This window comes from Methanosaeta sp. UBA356, from assembly GCF_002496465.1.
GTDB lineage: Archaea > Halobacteriota > Methanosarcinia > Methanotrichales > Methanotrichaceae > Methanothrix > Methanothrix soehngenii.
Map to the genome: position 1 here is coordinate 1 of NZ_DAKC01000091.1, position 3,832 is coordinate 3,832.

Here is a 3,832-nt window from a genome sequence, read left to right on the forward strand (position 1 = left end):
AGCATTATCATCAGGCTTGCGCCTCCCGCGCGAAAGGCGCTCTTCTTGAGGCTATTTCCATGACTCCCCTCCACAAAGAGGGAGGTCCCAAAGGAGCTGGGGATGATAAGCACCAGAGTGCCCAGAGCGAAGGCGATATAGTATTTTGCGGCTTCAGCTTCATCGAGCAGGCTCAGCACCAGTATGGGCATCATGAGGGTAGGTGCAGCATATAGAAGGCTAGAGAGGTAGTTTAAAGAGGAGAATCGCAAGGACTTGCGTATGAACTCCCGGTCTGCCTGTGGCCTGATCCGGCATATGCTCAGCTGAATCTTCGTCAGGCTGTAGAGCGCTGCGGTCAAATACCCCAGGCCAATAGCGCCGAAGATTCCGAAGACGCCCAGGAAAGCGAGAGGCACAAGGGCTGGAATTCGAATTGCCTGCAAGAGATTCTGCAAGAAGTAATGGTCCGCTTTTCTGTCCGCAACAAAGGCGTATCCTCCCATGACCGCGATTGAGTTCAGTGCTGCAACTAGAATGAAGGCCAGAGAATGACCCGGATCCTGCCAAAAAGGCATGGAAGGGGTCAGAATCATCATCAGTAAGATGCATATTCCACCGAAGATGATGCTGGCTCCGGTGGTAACAAAAAAGCTCGTACTTATGACCTTCCCCTTATCCTCCAGGGGAAGGAAGCGGATGATGGAGGAGTCAAAGCCAAGGGTTGAGAAGAGAGCGACGAGTGCAAGAGATGATATGAGCGCTGTGGCCAGGCCCACCTGCTCTAGGGCATAAAGCCTGGCAGCGATAATCCAGAAGAAGAAGCCGCATCCTGCGCTCATGATGTTGGCGAAGGCCATGAAGAAGGATGTTCTATATAAACCATCTCCGGCCATTCCTGCGATTGCTTTGCAGCTCAGATAACGGTGCAGATTGAAGTTCATGACTGGTTTCCAGGCCATAAGACATTGTAGGCCAGATTTATGAATTGGACGCCACTGATTCGTATCTAATCTTGTATCTGATCTTGGTTGTATAAATGCTTTCATGCAAGAGCAGTCGAAAGCCCAAGCCATATATGGTCAGACGATCATTATTACATATATCGAAAAATCAAAAAGTTATTTATATAGCAACGAGAAATAGGTATTAGAGGCTCAAGTGTGCTAATATGGCCGTTGTTGCCTTTACGGGACTGAGTCTGAAGCGGAAAAGGCCTGGTGTCTGCGGCCAGATAGGGTGCGTTCACTTGCGCTCAACTGGGAGAAAATTGATGACTGTGCAGATCGGTGTGGACCTGATTATGTTGGGAGGACGGCAAAATGAGCTCACTATCAGAGGGATCTGATATAAAAAATTTGAATGATATTGTATATCATGTTATCGTATCTATCGAAGGCGGATCGATCATTGCTAGGGATGTTGGTGGCAATGTGATCTCCAGCGGTGTGGCTGGAACTGACGACTCTCGAGTAATAACAGAGGCCATAACTTTCGTCCCCGATAATGGCAATGTCTTAATCTCCAATGGGGAGTACCTTCTCAGCGCGGACACTCAATTCTACTTGGACGAAGGGGATTTGAATCCTTTCTGGATCTGCATTCCTATATTGGGCAACAAGAATGTCCACATCTTCGGCTATGGGGCAGGCATAACCGTACTAAAATTAAAACCAAACCAATTCTCCGTCGGCCATCCTGTAGCGATGATGCTCAACCGTGCAATCTCTCTGGATCCGGGTTTTACCGCCTTTACTGTTGCCAATATGACCTTTGATGGCAACAGGGACAATCAGGAACAATGGTACAAAGATGGCGCTTCGCTGATATTGACCGGCAGCCCCAGGTCCGGCGGCAATTACTACAACCTTGAGTTTAAGAACTCATATGGAACCGGCTTGTACCTGGGAAATAATGGGATGGGATCTGAATCGCATTCTTCCATAACCAATGTAGTTGCCAGAGACTGCAGCCTGGAGGGCATACTCCTTGATACCGCACAGGATACTGTTGTCTCTGATTGTGTTTTTGAACGCTGCAGAACCGGGCTAACAATCCATGGGAATAACGATTACCAAACTCGGACAAAAGACCGCATTGTGGTAAAAGACATATCGTGCATTGCCTCCCCTCTCACCATATGGTGCATAAATGATCTGCAGATGTCCAGCGTCAACATGGATTGTACTGCGAGTCCGAATGCATATGGTCTATTGATTCATAGCTCGATTGGAGTCCATATCAAGGAGTCCTTCTTCAAATCGGACCGGAATAAAGCCAGCTCTTATGGAGGGGCATCTTATATAGACGCCGACATCGATGGTCCCACGGCAGCAACCCTTGAAAATTGCGTTTTGGATGGATATTATGCATTGCATGTATTGGGATCTGCGACAGCAACTCTGCGCGGGGGCGCAGTCAATGCCTCATATGCCTGCGCCTATCTCCGGGGCATCGATCCAAGCACAGCAATGGCAACGCTGATCGGAACCGTATTCATACCTGCAAAGCATACCATAGACTGTGCTCCGGGGACGAGCATTAATATCATGTACTGCTATTCTTCCTCCATTGGATCGATGATTGTGGAGGGAACGCTCAATAATCAGGGATCGTATGGATTCGGTCTTCCAGATGTCTGAATGAGAATATTTCAAGGCTCTCGGGGTCCATGAGCCTTGGCCCTCGAGGCTTACATCCGATTCCTGTTGGGAAAAAAGGTTTTAAGCCAGGCTTCCAGGAAGATGGCCTTCCATAGATTTCGAGCGTGATTTTTGTTCTTATGTATATGCTCTTTTATCTGATGGCGCAGCTTTTTCAGATCAATGTACTCTCTGCACAGGGGTTCGCCCCTTAAAAACCAATCGCTCAAAAGCTTTTCGAAGTCCTCGGTCTTCAGCCAATATGCATCAGGGGTCTCATATCCGATCTTATCCCGTCTCTTTAATATCTCACTGGGCACGATATCGATCATCGCATCCCTGAGCAGTGCCTTAGTTCTTCCTTCTCTTATTATGAAGTCGTCAGGCAATCCCGATATGAATTCAATTATTCTATAATCAAGAAACGGAACTCGTGATTCGGTTTGATTTCCCATTGAGTTTCTGTCCTCCCATTTCAATAGCTGCTCTAGCCGGTATTTCAGATGGAACTCCAGGGATTGTCCCAAGGATCTGCAATCGGAAAAATTTTTAAAGTATTCTGTCGTGGCAACGGATCCGTTCATCATTTCTCTGGATAGCAGGGATTCGCGCAGAAAAATCTGCTCTCTTATAAATATGGGCAGCAAAAGATATAATGAAGACTGGATGCCGATCATATATTCCTTGCCCTTAATCAAATTGTAGCATTCAGAGGCGAACCTCTTTAGCCTTAAGGTTTTTAATAAGTCTACTAGATAAAAACCTAGAAAATAGTGATATCCAGCCAGAAGCTCATCTGCACCCTGACCGTCCAGCACCACAGTGACATCATTGCCCTTGGCCAATTTCTGCACGCAATTTTGGGCATAAATGGAGGCGGAGGGAAAAGGCTCTCCAATTAATTTAATAATTTTAAACAAATCCTCTCTCAGCTTTTCCGCAGTGGGGTGAACTCTGTAGTTGGCCATGCCCGTCTTCTCTGCCACAATTGATATGTATCTTGATTCATCTCTCTCATAGCCATTGTAGACCGCTGAAAATGTCTTTATCTTCATTTTCCTGTTTATCAAGCATGCAATGGCAGATGAATCGATTCCCCCGCTCAGACATGTGCCCACTGGAACATCGCTGATCAATCTGATATCCACACTATCCACCATCAAATCTCTAAATGTAGATATTGCCTCCTCGTATGTGCCTGCGAATCTCTC

General features: G+C 46.9%; 3 protein-coding genes. 1 reads left to right on the plus strand and 2 read right to left on the minus strand.

Annotated features, from left to right (window positions below; all coding sequences use genetic code 11):
* Positions 1–923 (minus strand): lipopolysaccharide biosynthesis protein (locus BP727_RS08475; protein ID WP_286858298.1); only part of this gene is annotated, 923 nt, incomplete at its 3' end.
* 414 nt (positions 924–1,337) lie between these two features.
* Here BP727_RS08475 and BP727_RS08480 point away from each other — a divergent pair.
* Positions 1,338–2,621, plus strand: coding sequence for a glycosyl hydrolase family 28-related protein (locus BP727_RS08480; protein WP_286858300.1), 1,284 nt, complete (start codon positions 1,338–1,340; stop codon positions 2,619–2,621).
* A 50-nt stretch (positions 2,622–2,671) separates the two neighbouring features.
* Here the strand turns inward: BP727_RS08480 and BP727_RS08485 are convergent.
* Positions 2,672–3,832: asparagine synthetase B family protein (locus tag BP727_RS08485; protein WP_286858302.1), on the minus strand; the 1,161-nt coding region annotated here is incomplete at its 5' end.